Genomic DNA, 14,375 nt, shown 5'->3' on the forward strand with positions numbered 1-14,375 from the left:
GCGTGCTCCGGGTGGTTCAGGTGCTTCGGATGCCGTCGATGATGCGGGTCCAGTTGTCGCCGCCGTGTCCGTTGTCGATCGCGTGCCGGTAGTGGGCCTGCACGGCGAGCGGGAGGGCGAGGTCGAGGCCGAGTGACGCGCTGGTCTCGACGATGTGGTCGGCCGTCGCGCCCATCATGGTGACCGTGCTGAGGTCGCCGGGATGCTCGCCGGCGTCCAGCGCGGCGCCGGGGGTCTCTTCGCCGGCCCTCAGGATGGCGCCGATCGAGTCGGCGGAGGCGAGCAGCTCCGGCAGCGTCTCCTTGGCCGTCATTCCCGCGGCGGCGAGCATCGCGGTGGCGTGCATCAGTGCGGACAGGGTGGTGAGGAACACCGTGAGCTGGGCCTGGTACATCATCTGGGCGAGGCCCGGATCCTCGCCCAGGTACGTCGGCGTGCCGAGCCGTGCCAGGGCCGCCCGGTGACGGTCCATCACCTCGCCGGGGCCGCTGTAGTAGACGTGGGCGGCCTCCGTGCCGACCATCGGCGCCGGGACCATGACACCACCGGTGAGGAAGGCGGCCTTGTGGCCCGCCGCCCACGTTGCCGCCTCGCGCGTGCGGTCGGGTGTGTCCGAGCTCAGGTTGACCAGTGTCCGGCCGGCGAGTGAGGCGGTGGCGCTGTCGAGGATGTCGTACATCGCCTGGTAGTCGGTGAGGCTGAGGATCACGAGGTCACTCGCTTCGATGGCCTCGCCCGGTGTCGCCGCGAGCGTGGCCCCGTCGGCGACGACGCCGGCGGCCCGGCGGGCGGTGCGGTTCCAGACGGTGACCGGGTGGCCGGCGGTGAGGAGGGTGCGGGTGATCGCCTGGCCCATCGGGCCGAGCCCGATGACGGTGACGGTGACGGGGCTGTTGCGGCCGGTGGTGTGGTGCTGTTGTTCGTTCACCCCTCCATGCTCGGAGAGCGCCTCTAGTCTGGTAAGTACCCACTATTTTCTGGGGTACTTACCTTTCAGTAAGGGGGATGGTGATGGCCAAGGCGCCGAGGCGTGGGCCGTACATCTGCGGCATCGACGCTGCGCTCGATGTGGTGAGCGGCAAGTGGAAGGGGCTGATCCTCTGGGAACTCGACGCCCATCGCGTACGCCGCTTCGCCGTGCTCCGTCGCGCTCTGCCCGGGGTGAGCGAGAAGATGCTGACCCAGCACCTGCGGGAGATGGAGGAGGACGGGCTCGTGCACCGGGAGGTCTACGCCGAGGTGCCGCCGAGGGTGGAGTACTCCCTGACCGAGCACGGGCGCACGCTCAACCGGGCGCTCGGGGCGCTCGGTGCCTGGGGCAGTGAACGGATGCGTCGCGAAGGTCTTGAGGTGGTCGACGTGGTCGAGGTGGTCGACGCGGCCGGGGCCGCACACGGCTGAGGGTGCCGGCGGCCGGCCCGACGGCGGGTGCGCAACCCGCCGTGACGGCCGGTGCGCAACCCGCCGGGTGGCTGGACGAACCAGCCGGTCGACGGGTGCCGTTCGCCCCGGGGCCGGACTGAAGATCGTCACGTCGCGGGCCATGTCGGCAACCCGTCGACCACGCACCGTCCGGCACCAAGCAACACGGGAAACACCTTGCGCACCAAACACAGAAGTCTCGCCCTGGTCATGGCCACGGCAGCCCTCCTGGCATCGGCACCCGCCGCTCACGCGGTCGATGTGATCCAGGAGAACAACGTCAAGAACTGCTACCTGGGCAAGAAGAAGGACGTCGCGGCCTGCGAGCGGCTGCTGGCCGGCCGGCCGATGAACCAGCGGGCCAAGGACTGCCTGCTCAAGGCCGGCATCGGCGGGGCCGCCGCCCTGATCGTGGGGCGCGTCAACAAGGACGCCGCGAAGAAGATAGCCACCAGCGTGGTGGCCGGCGGGGTCACCGGCTGCCTGAGCGGGCTCGTATGAGCACCGCGCTGCAGTGGGCGGCCAAGGCCGCCACCACGGCCCTGTCCGTGCTCGTCCTGGTCCTCGTACGCGTACTGGCCGGCCCGCCCTACTGGGCCGAACTCCTCCTGACCGCGGTCGTGACGGCGGCGGCCGCCTGGGTGTGGTCACGGATCGACGGCGCGGAACCGCAGGCGACCACCCGTCAGTGAACAGTCCCCCGGCCCGGGGTGTGCCCGTGTTCCCCACGGGCACGCTCCGGGCCGGGCGGAGGCTCGGCCGGCGCGCCCGTCAGGGGCGCAGGCCCGCCCGCCTGAGTGCGGTCTCGGACAGGGCCGCGACGACGTCCCGGTCGCCGCGGCGCCAGGCGTCCGCGAGGCCGCCCGGCGGGGCGGGGATCGCGAGGAGGTCTCGCGGCGGTCCGGTGAGGGCGCGCAGTGCGAGCAGGTCGGCGCCTCCGGGTGCGTCGAGGAGACGGCGGATGGTGGCGCTGCGCCGGATCCAGCGCAGGCGCGGGGGAAGCCACAGCAGGAGTACGAACACCACGGGGACGACGATGAGGGCGGCCGCGGCCAGGGTCGCCAACTGGCTGACGGTGTCCTGGAGCGACTGTCCGGCGTCGGCGATCCCGGTGCCGGCGTCGGCCGCGGACTGGAACGGCCGCTTCAGGAGGTCGCCGACCAGCGGCACGTCCGAGGCCGTCTCGCCGGCGTCGTCGAGGGCGGTGGCGAGGCTTCTGCCGGAGCTCTCCACCTTCCGTCCCGGCTCGGCCAGCAGCATGATCGCGTCGTGGACGGCCAGGGCGAACCACACCGCGGCGGCGATCAGGACCACGGCGATCAGGTCCGCGAGGATCTGACGGTTCCGCCGCGCTGGGGTCTGGGCGTAGAGAAGCATCGGCTGCTCCTGTTCCGGTCATGGCGTCGAGGGGCCGACCCCGGTCAGGTGTGCGGTGCCGGCGCCAGGGCTCGGCCGGTTGCTCGACCGTACGTCGGAATGAGCCCTTCCACCGCTGTTCACAGGTACACGTCCGCGACACGTTGCCGGGTTGGCGCAGCGCCGATGCCGCCGCGGCGGGCCCGCCCGCGTCAGGAGGCGGCGGGCGCGTAGTGGTCGGCGTACGCCTGGAGGCGGGGAGCGAGCGGGCCGTCGGAACCGGTGGAGTTCGCCTGCATCCACAGCTCGTTCTCCACGACGAAGCGGTACGCGAACTCCTCGAAGGTGTCGGCGCACCGCATCAGCGAAGCGGCCACCGCGGCCCGGACCTCCTCGGTCGGCTCCCCGTCCGCCCACCAGCCGGCGGACTCCAGTTCCAGGTGCGAGAAGACCACGAACGCCTCGCCGCAGGGGCGCAGGTACAGGTACCAGATGACGCAGTCCTGCTGGTCCCGCAGGAACCTCACGAGGCGGGCGCCCTCTTCCACCGGGCTGCGCAGCGGGCCGGAGAGGTGGCTCCAGCACCCGGTCACCGAGACCTCGTCGAAGGCCCGGTGGAGGCGCTCGCTGCCGTAGAAGGCGGCGAAGCCCTCGGGGAGCGCCGGCCCGGTCTCGGCCAGATCGCGTGCCAGGGCCGCGAGGTGCTCCTCGTGTGCCGATCGCGGCCCGTCCACCCCGCCGAGCCAGTCGAACCGGCCGTCCAGGTGCGCGGGGGCCACGGGCGGCAGGCTCTCCACCGGGTAGACCTCGTAGGTGGAGGCGCACGGCCGGAAACGTCCCAGGTCCGTGGCGCACCAGCCAGTGGGGAACGGGACGGTCGCCGCGGCGTCGGCCGCGGGCCCGGGAACGGAAACAGACATGGAAATCCCCTCGGAAGGTGGCCGGTTCGGCGATGTGCCCGCATCCTCGCGCCCGCCACTGACAACGGCCGTCGGCGTGAGCTCGGTGTCACGGACGGGGACATGCGCCCCTGCGCGTACCCGTGGACGCTCGAAGTGCCGGGGCATGCCCGCCCCAACGTCGTCGGCGTCGCACGGTCATGGGACCCGCTCGGGCCCATGGGATGATCAGAAGATGACCGGATTTGGCGATGGGGGCGGCGCCGGTCTTCGGCGTGAGACCGGGCGGGTCGTCAACGAGGTGGCCCAGGAGCTCCGCACGTTGGACGACGGTGCCGCCTGGTTCTCCGGTCTCCCCGCCGACGAGCACGTGAAGGCGTTCCGTGTGCTCCTCTCCGTGTTCGCCGTAGCCGACACCCGCCGCAGGGAGACGTACTGCAAGGGCGCCTGTGGGCACGCGTGGCACAACCTTCCTGCGGCGGCCGAAGGGTTGTAGCGGCGGTTGTTCGCTGCTGTGGCTGGTGGTGGCCGTGGGGGAACCGTCGTCCGTCGTGCGCCGTCCGTATGGATCGGGGCACGTTCGCGCCCACCCCTCGACGGGCCGCGGGGCGACTGGCCCACGGCGCGAGGGGGAGAACGACATGGCTCTGGACACGACGGAGCAGCCGGTGGAGGCGAGGGGCCTGGCCCGCAACGAGGGGTGGGCCGCGGTGGGTTGGGCGGCGGCGGGGGTGGCGCTGCTGGCGCTCTCCGCCGTGCTGGGCAGCCTGATCACGGGGCAGATCGACTACGAGAAGTCGTTCCTGGCGGCTCGGCCGTGCGCCGAGACGCAAGAGGCGCAGGGGGCGCGTGAGTCGCAGGGGATGGGCCCCTGCCTGCGGACGATCCGTGCCACCGTGCAGTCCGCTCAGGCCGCCGAGAGCGGTCCGAGGAACACGACCATCTTCCGGGTACGGCTGCGGGCCCCCGTTCCGGCTCCCGCCGATCGGCCGTTCGACCTCGATCCGGATGGCGAACTGTCGCGGATCGTCAAGCCCGGTGCCGAGGTGGAGGTCGTCACCTGGCGGGATGTCCAGGTCTCCGTCCGCCACGACGGTGTCGGTGAGACGCTGCCCGGGCTGCCCGACGAGGCCACCATGTACGTCGGGATCACGCTGGTCGGCGTGTGGATGACGGGGGTGGCCTTCATCGCCGCGTTCGGCAGTGCCCGCCGGGCCCGCCGCCATGCCACCGGCCGTCCCGTCACGCCGCGGGTCGGCTTCGGCATGGCGAAGATCGTGTGCGTGGTGGTGGTTCCTCTCGTCGTGTCGTTCTTCGCCATGGCGATGTGGGACGCCTGGACGGCGGCGGGCATGACGGTGGCCATCTGGGCGCTCATCGCGTTCCCCGCCACGTTCGCCGCCTTGCGATGGGAGCGCGACAGCCGAAGCGAACACGCCTGACCGCCGGGTCCGGTACGGCCTAAGGTCGGTGGCATGAAGATCAACATGTTGACGTTGCCCGTGGCCGAGAACGAGGTCGACTCCTGGCTGACGGTCCTGGCCTCCGCCGCGGCCGCCGACCTGCCGCAGCTGCCCGCCCCCTCGCGGACGGAGGTCGTCGGCCGGCTGCGCGTGCCGACGGGCCGCGGGCGGGCCGTGCTCTGGGCGGCGGAAGAGGGTGCGGGGGTGGCCGCCCTGGTCCTGTTCTCGGACGAGGCCAACCGGCACACCGCGTTCGTGGACGTGCTGGCCGTGCCGGCGCGGTCGCGGCGCCGGGGCGTGGGCACGGCCTTGTGGGAGCGGGTCCGTGAGGAGCTGGTCGCGGACGGGCGGACCTCCGTCGAGGCGATGGTGGACCTCGGCGGTGCGGGGCAGGCGTTCGCCGAATCGCTCGGGTTCGTGAACGTACTGCCGATGGGCTGGTACGGGCAGGAGCTCGCCGAGCGGCCCGCGCCGGCCCCGACCACGCCCGGCTACGAGATCCTCACCTGGCACGGCCTGGTGCCGGACGCGTGGGCTCCGGCCGCGGCGGCGGCCCACGGGGCGATGGAGGACGCGCCGAGCGGGGACGTGGACATCCGGCTCGAGCCCTGGACCGCGCGGCGGCTGCACTCCGTGCAGCAGCTGGTCCTGGACCGGGGCGGGGAGCTGATCACGGTCGCGGCGGTGACCCCCGAGGGCGAGGTGGGGGCCTACACGGAACTGGTCCTGCCGGACCCCTGCGGCACGCGCGCGCTCCAGTACGACACGGTGGTCGCCCCCCGCCACCGCGGCCGGGGCCTGGGCCGCGCCGTGAAGCTGCACATGGCGGCCCGGGCCGCCGGCCGGTATCCGGCCCTGCGCCGCATCGCCACCACGGTGGCGGACGAGAACACCCCCATGCGGACGGTGAACGAGTCCCTCGGCTACCGCCGCGAGCGCGGTACGGCGTACTTCCAGCTCAAGTTGTAGCCCGGCCTAGCGTTTGAGGTAGGCCAGGACGGCCAGGACGCGGCGGTTGTCGTCCGCGGAGGGTTCGATGCGGAGTTTGGTGAAGATGGCGGCGGTGTGTTTGGCGACCGCGCTCTCGCTGATGAACAGGGTGTGGGCGATGGCGGTGTTGGAGCGGCCCTCGGCCATCAGGGCCAGGACGTCCAGTTCGCGCGGTGTCAGTTGCGCGGTGGTGCCGCGTGCGTCGCTGCGGGCCAGGAGTCGTGCGATGACCTGGGGGTCCATGACGGTGCCTCCGGTGGCGACGGTGCGTACCGCGTCGATGAACTGGGTGGTGTGGGTGATCCGGTCCTTGAGGAGGTAGCCGATCGCGCCGTGGCCTCCGGCGAGCAGTTCGTGTGCGTAGAGCTGGTCGACGTACTGGGACAGGACCAGGACGGGCAGGGCGGGCCGGGATCGGCGTGCTTCCAGGGCGGCTTGGAGGCCTTCGTCGGTGAAGGTGGGTGGCAGGCGGATGTCGACGACGGCCACGTCCGGTTGCTCTTCGAGGAGGGTTTTGAGCAGGGCGGGGCCGTTGTCGACTGCGGCGACCACGTCGAAGCCGTGTTCCCGCAGGGTGCGGGTCAGCCCGTCCCGGAGGAGGAAGAGGTCTTCGGCGAGGACGACGCGCACGGTATCTCCAAGGTCGCGGTGGTCGGGCCGCCCCGCGGGCTGTGCAGGACGAGGGTTCCGTCGAAGGGGTCCAGTCGGCGCCGTACGCCGTGCAGTCCGCTGCCGTCGGGGTCCGCGCCGCCGCGTCCTTCGTCGGCGACGGTGGCGCGCAGGACGCCGTCGGTGTGGTCCAGGCGGATGCGGACCGCGGGGGCGCCGGAGTGCTTGGCGGCGTTGGCGAGGAGTTCCGCGACGGCGAAGTAGCCGGCGGACTCCACAGGGGCGGGGAGCCGGCCGGGCAGGGTCGCCTCGACGTGTACGTCGAGGTGGCTGTCGAGGGCCAGGGAGCGCACCGCGTCGCCGAGGCCGCGGTCGGCGAGGACGGGGGGCAGGACGCCGTGGACGAGTTCGCGGAGGTCCTGGAGTGCCCGCTCGGAGGTGGCCCGTACGTCGCGCAGGAGTGCGCGGGCGGCCGGGGGGTCGCGGTCGAGGAGGCGGGTGGCTTCGTCCAGGATCATGCCGAGGGCGACGAGGCGGGCCTGTGCCCCGTCGTGCAGGTCCCGTTCTATGCGCCGTAGTTCGGCGGCCTGGACGTCGAGGATGTCGGCGCGGGACCCCGTGAGGTGTTCGATGCGGCGGACGAGTTCGGTGGTGTGCGGGGCGGCCAGCAGGCGTCCGCTCCAGCGTGCGTGCAGCCGCAGGGTGGCGGGGGCCAGCCGGATCCCGGCGGCGGTGAATCCGAGGCCGAGCAGGAGCGCGGCGAGCATCGCCGGGGTGGAGTCGACCAGGAGGAAGGCGTACCAGTTGCCGTCGCCCAGGAGCCGCCAGACGAAGGGCTGCACGGCCGCGCCGAAGAGGCCGTACCCGACGAGGGCCGGCGGGACCGCGGCGAGCAGCGCGCCCGTCCACGGCTCCGCCCAGGCCCAGCGCAGGTCGTGCCAGAACCCGTCGTCGCCGAGGAGGGCGCGGGCCTGCCGGTGGCGGGCGGCCGTGCTCGCGGGTGCGGGCGGCCGGGGCGGGAGCGGTCGCGGCGGGCTGATCACGGTTCCCGTCCAGCGGGCGGCCCGGGCGCGGTGGCGGTCGGACATGCGGCGCAGGAGTGCCGCGGCGGGCGGGAGCAGGAGGAAGCCGATGCCGACGGGCAGGAGCAGCAGCGCCCCGACCACGAGGCTGCCGGCCCCGGACACGGCGAGCGCGGTGAGCGGGAGCAGCTGGCAGCGGCCGATGTCGGCGAGCGCGCCCCTGATGCCGGGGCGTATGTCTGCCTGCGCCATGCCCACCTGTCGTTCCGTCATGTCAGCGTGCGTCGTGTGCTGTTGCGGCGGTGATCCTATCCGGCGCGGTCGCCGTACGGCGGGCTCGGGCTCGGGCTCGGGCGAGCCACGGGAGCGCCGCGGCCAGGCAGGCGGCGCCGAAGACCAGCATCGGGGCCGCCGTCGGGGCCGTCTCGTCCGTCACGAGCAGCATGCCGAGGTTGACCAGGGTGTGGAAGGCGCCCGCCAGGAGCAGCCGGTTGCTCCGTACGCGTTCCAGGGCCAGGCCGAGGATCACGGACAGCGCGACGGTGGCCGTCAGGAAGCCGGCCGCGTACGCCGGCCCTTGTGCGAGGGCGGGGACGTGCCACAGGCCCCAGGCGGTGCCGACCAGGGCGGAGGCGGTGACCGGGCCGAAGCGGGTGCGCAGCAGCGGCTGGAGGTAGCAGCGCCAGCCGATCTCCTCGGCGCAGGCGCCGAGGAGCTGGGCGGCCGCGAGCAGGGCCAGGGGGTGTGCCAGGGCCCCGGGGTTGGTGGCGGGGAGGGTGCCGGAGGTGAGCAGGAGGCCGCCTGCGGACAGGGCGATGATCAGGGCGGGGGTGAGCAGGAGGGCTGCCCGGCCGGTGGCCGGTGGCCGCGGTGCGTCGCGGTCTGCCGGGCGGCCGGCGCGGGCGGGCAGGGTGCCCGCGAGCCGGTCCCTGATGCGGGCGGGCCACAGCAGGGCTGCGGCCGCCACGGCGAGGGCGGGGCCGAACTGGGTCAGTTGCAGCACCTCGGGTGGTATGCCGGTCGCGGGCTGGAGGGCTCCGCATGTTCCCGCCGCGACGAAGGCGACGGCGAGGAACACCCCTGTCTGGGCGGCCCATCCGCCGCGTCGCGCCTTTCGTTGTACTTGTACCTGCGCGTGCGTCTGGTCCTGCTTGTGGTCCGGCATGCCGCCCGGCCTCCCCGTGGGTCGCTGGGGGCGCGGCTGTCACGCCCCGTCTTCGACTCTGCCGGTGGGGGTGCGGTCCGTCCTTGTACGTGGGTGCCGAGGGGGGTGTATCCAGGTACACCCCCCTCCCCCTCGTTGCCGGGCGTTCCGCGGCCCGGGGTGGGTCAGGGTGTGGTGGTGGAGCGGTTGGCGAGTCCTCGGGCGAACGTGCGGGCGGCGGTCAGGTCGGCTTCGTTCGGTCGCTGTGCGTTGATGCCGCCGATGAGGGTGAACGGCGCCCAGGTGTCGAACGCGCGGCAGGTGAAGGTGGCCTCGACGTCGAAGCCCCTGGCTTCGAGGAGGCGTATCAGCGGGCGGGTGAACGGCGCGAACGGCCACTGCGGCAGGCCGCTGGTGGCGAAGACGAAGGCCCGCCCCGACGAGGGCGGCAGCGCGCGGACGAACCCGAGCAGGTCCGGGTGCATGCGCTGGGAGAAGACGCCGGAGCCGAAGCCGACCAGGTCGTGGCCGGCCGGCTCGGTGACCGCCGTTTCCTGTGGTGTGACGACGCGGGCGTCGAGGACCTGGGCCATCGTCTGCGCCACGCGGCGGGTGTTGCCGTGGGATACGGACGTGCATACGAGCAGAGTCTTCATCGGCGTCCCTTTCGTCGGTCGGCCCCCTGTAGCCAGGACCGGGCAGAGGCGCCGAATGTGACGGGCCCTCGCCGGGACGAGGGTCTGTGCGATGGGAAAGGGGTGGTGACGTCAGCGCGTCGTCCAGCCGCCGTCCACCGAGAGGGTCGTGCCCAGGACGAAGGACGCGCGGTCGCTGCAGAGCCAGGCGGCCGCCTCGGCGATTTCCGCCGGGTCGGCGATGCGCGGGAGGGGGGCCGACCGCAGGAGGACGTCTTCCATCGCCGGGTTCTGCTGGAGCCAGTTGTCGATCATCTCGCTGCGGGTGGAGCCCGGGGCGATGGCGTTGATGCGGATGCCGTGGGTGGCGTACTCGCAGGCCGCGGCCTTGGTGAAGCCGAGGACGGCGTGTTTGGAGGCGATGTACGTCGCCGTGACCGGGGTGGCGACGAGGCCGGCCGTGCTGCTGTTGTTGACGATCGAGCCGCCGCCGCCCGCCAGCATGGCGCGGATTTCGTGGCGCATGCAGTTCCAGACGCCGCGGACGTTGGTGTCCATCACGGTGTCGTAGGCGTCTTCGTCCAGCAGGTGCATCGGCTGGGGGGTCACGCCGACGCCCGCGTTGTTGAAGGCGGCGTCGAGGCGGCCGTAGGTGGCGACGGCCGCCTCGACGGCGCGGGCCACGTCCTCGGTGCGGGAGACGTCGGCGACGACGTACTGGGCCTGGTGGCCGGCGGCGCGCAGTTCCCTGGTGAGGGCGGCGAGTTGGGGTTCGCGGCGGGCCACCAGGGTCACCGCGGCGCCTTCGCGGCAGAAGACGCGTGCGGCGGCCGCGCCGATGCCCGCGCTCGCGCCCGTGATCAGCGCCGATTTGCCCGCCATCAGAGAATTGCTGGTCTCCCCCGTCACGGCGCGACCGTAACACGATGGGATGGGGGGCGTGATGAGAAGAAGAGTTGTGCTGGTGACCGGAGCGGCCGGGTTCGTCGGTTCCGCGGTGGTGGAGCGGCTCGTGCAGGAGGGCGTGGGAGTACGGGCGTTGGCGCACCGTTCTGATGTGCCGTCAGGGGTGGAGGGCGTGCGGGGGGACCTCGTGCGGCCCGGGTCGCTGCGCGGGCTGTGCGAGGGCGTCGACTGTGTGCTGCATCTCGCCGCGCGGATCGGGGGCACGGCCGAGGAGTGCCGGGCTGTCAACGTGGCCGGAACGCGGGCGCTGTTGGCGGAGGCGGAGCGGGCCGGGGTGCGGCGGATCGTGCAGCTGGGGACGGCGGCCGTGTACCGGGACGGGGCGCACCGGGGTGCGGTGGAGGGGGAGCTCGCCGAGAAGCCGGGGTCGGTGACCAGTGTGACCCGGCTCGTCGGTGAGCGGATGGTGCTGGCGGCGGGCGGGGCGGTGGTGCGGCCGCATCTGGTGTACGGGCGGGGGGACCGTTGGGTGGTGCCGTCGCTGGTGCGGTTGCTGGCGCGGTTGCCGCACTGGGTGGAGGGCGGGCGGGCCCGGATGTCCCTGGTGTCGGTGGATGCGCTGGCCGGGGCGATCGCGGAGCTGGCCGTACGGGAGGAGGGTGTCGGGGGTGTGCTGCACGCGGGTCATCCCGAGCCGGTGACCGCGCGGGAGTTCGTGGGGACGGTGGCGCGGGAGCTGGGGTTGGCGTTGCCGAGGGGGGAGGTGGACCTGTCCGGGGCGCTGGAGCTGGTGGGGGGCCCGGACGGTCCGGATCCGGTGGTGCGGCGGCAGGTGTCGCTGCTGGCGGTGGACCACTGGTACGACAGCGGGCGGCTGTGGGGGCAGTTGGAGGCCTCCCCTGGGGCGCGGTTCTCGCAGGCGTTCGGTCGGTACGCCCACTGGTACCGCGGCGAGGGCCGGGAGGCGCACCGCTGAGGTCGAGGGGTTTCGGGGCGGCGGGGACGCCGGCGCGCCGGGGGGCGGGGGGTGTGGTGGGGGGCGGGTGTCACCGCGAGGGGTGGCGGCCCGGCCGGTGTGGGGCTGCGCGGGTCACCGCAGGGGGAACATCGCGTGGCTCTCTTCGTGGCGGCCGGTGACCGTCGAGGTGAAGACGGTGCTGCCGTTCTGGTGGCCGGTGATCTCGACGCGGCCGGGTGCGACGACGGTGGCGTCCACCCAGCAGGGGGCGTCGAGTTCGGCGTACTGGTGGAACTCGGTGGACAGGCCGGTGGGGGTGAACGTACCGGGGAGGTGGAGTCCGCAGGCGGCTTGGCGGGCGGCTTCGACGAGGACCATGCCGGGGTGGTGGTCGTTGGCGTGCTCGAAGAGGATCGGGTGGTCGAGGTCGGGGTTCAGCAGCCAGCGGCCGGGCCGGTCGGCGGGTGCGAGGACCACGTCGAAGGGCACGAGCCGGCCCGCGCAGGCGGCGGGTACGGGCGTGCGGCGGGCGAGCGGGCGCGTTAAGCCGGCGTGCCCGCGGTCGCCGCGCAGTCGGCGGTAGGTGCTGGGGGCGACGCAGGTGAAGCGGGCGGTGCCGGAGGCGGCGAGTTGGCCGCCTCGGTGGATGTCGACCTGGAGGAAGCCGGAGAAGCGGCTGCCCTTCCAGATGAAGTCCGTGCACCGGGCGGTCATGTCGAGTTCGCTCGGGCCGCGGCCTATGCGCAGCTGTTCGGGGCGGGAGGTGAAGTCCAGGCTCCAGAGGAGGACGTTGTGGCCGAGGGGGACTCCGTAGACGGCGTGGCAGAGGTAGAGGCCGGCCTGTCTGATGGTCTCGCCGGCCTGTACGGGGTCGTGGCCGCGGCCGTCGGCGCTGGTGAAGAAGGTGTGGGCGCGGGGCCACTGCCCGGTGAGGGAGAAGGTGTCGTCGCAGATGCGGTCGCAGCCGGTGAGGAAGACCTCGGCGAGTGAGCTGCGGTGGACGTACTCCCTGGGCACCGTGGTGGTCAGTACTGGGGCCTCGTTGCAGCGCGTCCAGGGTTCTCCCACTCCCCTGAGCGGGAGGGCGGGCGCGTGGTTCCGGGTCGTCAGCATGGTCATGGGACCTCTCCCGCAGAGCCGTTTGACGGATGGGACGGGTTGCGTACGCGAAACGCAAGATACGTACTCTCCGGTTTGGTTTGCAAGGTATGGAAGGAGAGTTGATGTCGCTCGTGCGCCATGGCCGGGGGTGGCCGATCAAGACAGGGCGGAGCCGTCGTGACGTCGACCAGCGAATATCAGGATGGCGGCAGTCGGTCGCGATGCGGGCGATCACGGCCCAAGTGGGAGAAGGCCTTCCGGTCATATGCGCCGGTCCGGCAGGCCTTGGTCACATGTTGTTCAACAGGCGACGTTCTGGCCGCCCTTGAGTGATCGTCACGTGGCGGAACCCGTCCGGCAAACCATTGGCAGGCAGGGTGGGGCAATGTCAGAATCGGGGCCGCCGCCGGTCACTAAAGAACCGGATGGATGGTTTCTGAACGCAGGGTGTCGGCAGTCCGCTGCCCCCTGTGACCGATGTTCGCCGCCATCCTGGAGAGCCGTCAGATGAACCGTCAGTGCCCCATAGCGATCGACCTCTCCGGAGCGGACGTGCACGCCGAGGCGGCGCGCATCCGTGAGCAGGCGCCGGCGACGCAGGTACTGCTGCCCGGCGGGGTGACCGGATGGGCCGTCAACCGGCACGCCGACATCCGCAGGCTGCTGGTGGATCCGCGGGTCTCGAAGGACGCCTACCGGCACTGGCCGGCGTGGATCAGCGGAGAGGTCGGCGCGCAGTGGCCGCTGTCGATCTGGGTCTCCGTGCAGAACATGATCACCGCCTACGGGGAGGAGCACACGCGGCTGCGCAAGCCGGTCGCCGCCGCGTTCACCCCGCGGCGCGTGGCCGCCCTGCGGCCGAGGATCGAGGAGGTCGTGGACGGGCTGCTGGACGGCCTGGCCGCGCTGCCGCCAGGCCGGGCGGTCGATCTGCGGGCGGGGTTCGCGCACGAACTGCCGACCCGGATGGTCTTCGAGCTGTTCGGGATCCCGGAGCGGTCGTGGGCACCCCTGCACAAGATCATCAAGGGGTTCTTCGACACGACGATCACGGTCGAGGACGCACTGCGCAACGCCGCGGACATGGACGTGACGATGGCCGACGTGGTCGCGTACCGGCGGGCGCACCCCGCAGACGACATCACCAGCGTGCTGATCGCCGCCCGGGACTCGGACGGGGAGGAGGAGGGGGTACGGCTCAGCGAGAAGGAGCTGGTCGACAACCTGATCCTGCTCTTCACGGCCGGGTACGAGACCACCGTCAACCTCATCTGCACCGCCCTGCACGAACTGCTGCGCCGCCCGGAGCAGTTGGCGCACGTGCGCGAGGGGCGCGGCTCCTGGGAGGACGTGGTCGAGGAGGCGCTGCGCATCGAACCGCCGGCCTCGTACGGGCTGTTGCGGTTCGCGGTGGAGGACATCGACATGGGCGAGGGGGTGGTGATCCCGCAGGGGGACCCGATCCTGGTGTCCTTCGGCTCGGTCGGGCGGGATCCGCAGCTGCACGGGGCGGGGGCGGAGCGGTTCGACGTCACGCGCGAGACGCGCGGCCAGCACCTGTCCTTCGGCTTCGGGACGCACTACTGCCTGGGCGCGACGCTGGCGCGGGCCGAGTGCGCGATCGCGGTGGAGCGCTTCTTCGAGAGGTTCCCGGCGGCGGAGCTGGCGACCGTGGAGGGCGGGGAGCTGCCGCGGGTGGCCTCGTTCATCTCCAACGGGCTGCGGGAGCTGCCGGTGGTGCTGGGGGCCGGGAACCGGGGCGTGTGAGGCGCAAGGGAGGGAAGTGAGGGAAGGGGTTGTGGGGTTTTGGTGGAGAGGTGACGGATTGTGATGTCCGGCTGGGGAGAGGCGCTTGACTAAAATACGGACC

General features: G+C 72.5%; 17 protein-coding genes. 8 read left to right on the forward strand and 9 right to left on the reverse strand.

The genetic code is table 11. The annotated features are described in order from the left end of the window. Positions 1-16: 16 nt before the first annotated feature. Positions 17-928, reverse strand: coding sequence for an NAD(P)-binding domain-containing protein (locus ACFYZ4_RS33060; protein ID WP_351288558.1), 912 nt, complete (start codon positions 926-928; stop codon positions 17-19). 83 nt (positions 929-1,011) lie between these two features. Between ACFYZ4_RS33060 and ACFYZ4_RS33065 the strand changes: the two genes are divergently transcribed. The 3 genes from ACFYZ4_RS33065 to ACFYZ4_RS33075 all read left to right on the forward strand — a co-directional run bounded on the left by ACFYZ4_RS33065 (position 1,012) and on the right by ACFYZ4_RS33075 (position 2,114). Further along, the gene (locus ACFYZ4_RS33065; protein WP_351288556.1) at positions 1,012-1,401 is read left to right on the forward strand and encodes a helix-turn-helix domain-containing protein; all 390 of its coding nucleotides are present in this window, start codon (positions 1,012-1,014) and stop codon (positions 1,399-1,401) included. 198 nt (positions 1,402-1,599) lie between these two features. Continuing rightward, positions 1,600-1,923, forward strand: a complete 324-nt coding sequence (locus ACFYZ4_RS33070) for a hypothetical protein (RefSeq protein WP_351288554.1) — start codon at positions 1,600-1,602, stop codon at positions 1,921-1,923. Then, complete coding sequence (locus tag ACFYZ4_RS33075; protein WP_351288552.1) at positions 1,920-2,114, forward strand: hypothetical protein; 195 nt, start codon at positions 1,920-1,922, stop codon at positions 2,112-2,114. The genes ACFYZ4_RS33070 and ACFYZ4_RS33075 overlap by 4 nt, the downstream gene beginning before the upstream one ends. A 79-nt stretch (positions 2,115-2,193) precedes the next feature. Here ACFYZ4_RS33075 and ACFYZ4_RS33080 read toward each other — a convergent pair whose 3' ends face one another. Continuing rightward, positions 2,194-2,799, reverse strand: a complete 606-nt coding sequence (locus tag ACFYZ4_RS33080) for a hypothetical protein (protein WP_351288550.1) — start codon at positions 2,797-2,799, stop codon at positions 2,194-2,196. A gap of 191 nt (positions 2,800-2,990) precedes the next feature. Further along, positions 2,991-3,698 carry a hypothetical protein gene (locus ACFYZ4_RS33085; RefSeq protein WP_351288548.1) on the reverse strand — a complete coding sequence of 236 codons (708 nt, stop codon included), beginning with the start codon at positions 3,696-3,698 and terminating at the stop codon, positions 2,991-2,993. Positions 3,699-3,912: 214 nt separating this feature from the next. Here ACFYZ4_RS33085 and ACFYZ4_RS33090 point away from each other — a divergent pair, with 214 nt between their 5' ends. The 3 genes from ACFYZ4_RS33090 to ACFYZ4_RS33100 all read left to right on the forward strand — a co-directional run bounded on the left by ACFYZ4_RS33090 (position 3,913) and on the right by ACFYZ4_RS33100 (position 6,109). Then, a complete protein-coding gene (locus ACFYZ4_RS33090) occupies positions 3,913-4,173 on the forward strand; it encodes a DUF5958 family protein (protein ID WP_390785618.1) in 261 nt (86 codons plus the stop codon). A 145-nt stretch (positions 4,174-4,318) separates the two neighbouring features. Continuing rightward, positions 4,319-5,119: a hypothetical protein gene (locus ACFYZ4_RS33095; protein ID WP_390785619.1), complete on the forward strand. Its 801-nt coding sequence runs from the start codon at positions 4,319-4,321 to the stop codon at positions 5,117-5,119. A gap of 33 nt (positions 5,120-5,152) precedes the next feature. Then, positions 5,153-6,109: a GNAT family N-acetyltransferase gene (locus tag ACFYZ4_RS33100; RefSeq protein ID WP_390785620.1), complete on the forward strand. Its 957-nt coding sequence runs from the start codon at positions 5,153-5,155 to the stop codon at positions 6,107-6,109. Positions 6,110-6,115: 6 nt separating this feature from the next. Here the strand turns inward: ACFYZ4_RS33100 and ACFYZ4_RS33105 are convergent, their stop codons facing one another. From ACFYZ4_RS33105 to ACFYZ4_RS33125, 5 genes are all read right to left on the reverse strand, one after another. Continuing rightward, a complete protein-coding gene (locus ACFYZ4_RS33105) occupies positions 6,116-6,760 on the reverse strand; it encodes a response regulator transcription factor (RefSeq protein ID WP_351288540.1) in 645 nt (214 codons plus the stop codon). After that, the gene (locus ACFYZ4_RS33110) at positions 6,712-8,034 is read right to left on the reverse strand and encodes a histidine kinase (RefSeq protein WP_390785621.1); all 1,323 of its coding nucleotides are present in this window, start codon (positions 8,032-8,034) and stop codon (positions 6,712-6,714) included. Before ACFYZ4_RS33110 ends, ACFYZ4_RS33105 begins: the two co-directional genes overlap by 49 nt. Before the next feature lies 1 nt (position 8,035). Beyond that, entirely contained in the window at positions 8,036-8,926 is an 891-nt protein-coding gene (locus ACFYZ4_RS33115; RefSeq protein WP_390785622.1) for a CPBP family intramembrane glutamic endopeptidase, read from the reverse strand. A 164-nt stretch (positions 8,927-9,090) separates the two neighbouring features. Next, positions 9,091-9,561 (reverse strand): flavodoxin family protein, encoded by a 471-nt coding sequence (locus tag ACFYZ4_RS33120; protein ID WP_390785623.1) that lies wholly within the window; start codon positions 9,559-9,561, stop codon positions 9,091-9,093. A 111-nt stretch (positions 9,562-9,672) separates the two neighbouring features. Beyond that, positions 9,673-10,422, reverse strand: coding sequence for an SDR family NAD(P)-dependent oxidoreductase (locus tag ACFYZ4_RS33125; protein ID WP_384341149.1), 750 nt, complete (start codon positions 10,420-10,422; stop codon positions 9,673-9,675). A gap of 61 nt (positions 10,423-10,483) precedes the next feature. Between ACFYZ4_RS33125 and ACFYZ4_RS33130 the strand changes: the two genes are divergently transcribed. Further along, entirely contained in the window at positions 10,484-11,422 is a 939-nt protein-coding gene (locus ACFYZ4_RS33130; protein ID WP_390785624.1) for an NAD-dependent epimerase/dehydratase family protein, read from the forward strand. A gap of 114 nt (positions 11,423-11,536) precedes the next feature. On the opposite strand, the gene ACFYZ4_RS33135 is transcribed toward ACFYZ4_RS33130, so the two are convergent. Continuing rightward, the gene (locus tag ACFYZ4_RS33135; RefSeq protein WP_390785625.1) at positions 11,537-12,523 is read right to left on the reverse strand and encodes a ScbA/BarX family gamma-butyrolactone biosynthesis protein; all 987 of its coding nucleotides are present in this window, start codon (positions 12,521-12,523) and stop codon (positions 11,537-11,539) included. A 459-nt stretch (positions 12,524-12,982) separates the two neighbouring features. Here ACFYZ4_RS33135 and ACFYZ4_RS33140 point away from each other — a divergent pair, with 459 nt between their 5' ends. Continuing rightward, on the forward strand, positions 12,983-14,272 hold the full coding sequence (locus ACFYZ4_RS33140) for a cytochrome P450 (RefSeq protein ID WP_384341073.1): 1,290 nt from the start codon (positions 12,983-12,985) through the stop codon (positions 14,270-14,272). Positions 14,273-14,375 lie beyond the last annotated feature (103 nt).

Source organism: Streptomyces sp. NPDC001513, from assembly GCF_042894695.1.
GTDB lineage: Bacteria > Actinomycetota > Actinomycetes > Streptomycetales > Streptomycetaceae > Streptomyces.